At 60.8% G+C, this 2,009-nt stretch carries 2 protein-coding genes; one reads left to right on the forward strand and one right to left on the reverse strand.

Annotated features, from left to right (window positions below):
* The first annotated feature begins 214 nt into the window (after nt 1-214).
* Entirely contained in the window at nt 215-1,738 is a 1,524-nt protein-coding gene (locus FJY68_14295; GenBank protein ID MBM3332991.1) for a hypothetical protein, read from the forward strand.
* Between the two features lie 64 nt (nt 1,739-1,802).
* On the opposite strand, the gene FJY68_14300 is transcribed toward FJY68_14295, so the two are convergent.
* On the reverse strand, nt 1,803-2,009 hold a 207-nt coding region (locus tag FJY68_14300), incomplete at its 5' end, for a membrane dipeptidase (protein ID MBM3332992.1).

The following is a 2,009-nucleotide window of genomic DNA, read 5'->3' on the forward strand; positions in this document are numbered from 1 at the left end:
GAAGCGCTGGCGCCCTGGCGAGATGCGCTGGCGCTGGTGTGTAGCTGGGCTGCTACATGCCGAGCAGCACTTCCGGTGCGTAGATGGCTACCGGCACATCCCCGCATTGCTGAGTGCACTGGAACGGTCCGCGTCACCGAAAGAAATTGACGCAACAGAGAGAGTTGCCTAAAGTGATGTGGGAGCCGCTAGGAATTTCAACTAACCGAGGGACATGCTCCACAAGACGCAGGGCCATCTGGTGTATGCGCTTGATGATGCCTACATCCATATGGCCATGGCGAAGAACGGCGCTCTGCACGGCATCTGGGGAGTCACGCGTCACGGGTTTACCAGCTCCACCTCTTCACCGCTCTGGACTCTTCTGTTGCTCATCACGTATGTCGTGTTCGGCGTGAGCGAAGTGTCCCCATTCGTCCTTAACGTGCTGTTCAGCACCGCCGCGGTGGTGGTCTCATACCTCGTCATCAGCAAGCAAATGGCCAGTCGCCTGGGGGTCTTTGCCGCCTGTCTCCTTGTCCTGTTCCTGACGCCGCTGCCGACACTGACGTTCGTGGGAATGGAGCACGTTCTGCATGCGGTACTCACCCTGAGTTTCGTCTATCTTTCCGCCAGGGTCCTCTCCTCCGACCCAGGCGTGCCTCGCAACAGCTTGCCCTTGCTGGCCTTCCTCGCCCCGCTGTTGGTGGCCACCAGATACGAAGGGGCATTCGTGGTCTTTGTCGTCTGCATCCTGCTGATTCTAAAGAAACGCGGCCTTCTCGCCGGGGCTATCGGGACGGCGGCTCTTCTGCCTGTGGTGGCGTACGGCATCTGGTCCCTATCACAGGGCTGGTACTTTCTGCCGAACAGTCTGCTCCTCAAAACGCCGGCCCCGGATCTTACCATCCGGGGAATCTTCAACGCCATCCTCGGATCCAGACTCTGGACCCATGCCTCGACCTTCCCGGATGTCGTCTGCCTGCTGATTGCGGCACTGCTTCTGCTCTTATGCTACCCCAGGCGGAAAGCGGGTTGGGACGCAACCAAGTACGCGCTGGCGATTTTCGTGGGTGCCGCCGTCCTGCACCTGGAGTCCATTGAAAACGTCGTGTGGTTCTACCGGTATGAAGCGTATCTTGTGCTTCTCGGGACAGTTGTCATTGCTGCCGCTGCGGGACATCCCTGCCCCGGCAAAGCCGCGTGGAGAATCAGCTGGAAAGCGCTCCCGCGCTATGCAGCGGTCGCGCTGCTGGTCACCCACTTGGCCGGCCCGCTTGTTCTCAGGGCAATCAAGTCGCTGCGGGTTACACCTCAGGCGACCAAGAACCTGTTTGACCAGCAATACCAGATGGGGCTCTTTCTCAATACGTACTATCGAAACAAGCCGGTAGCTGTGAATGACATCGGTGCTGTTGCCTTTCTGGCTGACGCCAGGCTCCTGGACCTCTTCGGCTTGGGCAGCATGGCGCCCGCCAGGCTCAAGCGACAGCACCTCTACGGCTCCCAACACCTGGACAGCCTGGCGAGGGAAGAAGGCGTCGTCGTGGCCGTCGTCCCCCCCGGATGGTACTCCAACAGGAAATGGCGCGAAGTCGGTCTGTGGCGGATAGCCAACAACGTAGTCAACGTGGACAGCACTGTATCAATCTGCGCCGTTGACTCTTCTGCAGTTGAAGAGTTGGTCGAGAACCTCCGAGCTTTCGCGGATCAGCTGCCGAAGGATGTCAAGCAACTCGGTGCGTACACCGAGCGCTAGCGTCTCGACCGGGCGTCGGCGGCTGGCTCCGGCGCATCGGGCCTAACTCTGCCGGGCCCGTACCTCAACCCGACTTGGCCGCGACTGCGTCCCAGACGCGCACGAAATTGAGGCCCGCGATCTTCGCGATATCGGCCTCGGCAAACCCGCGTCTGCGCAGGCCCGCTCCAATCGCACCCATCTTCGTCACATCCTCGAGCCCGGGAAGTGCGCCGCTGAACCCGTCGAAGTCTGACCCCAGCGCGGCGTGGTCCGGGCTGACAAGCTGGCA

It is taken from the genome of candidate division WOR-3 bacterium (genome assembly GCA_016867815.1).
In the GTDB taxonomy this organism is placed as follows: domain Bacteria; phylum Hydrothermota; class Tepidihabitantia; order Tepidihabitantales; family Tepidihabitantaceae; genus UBA2258.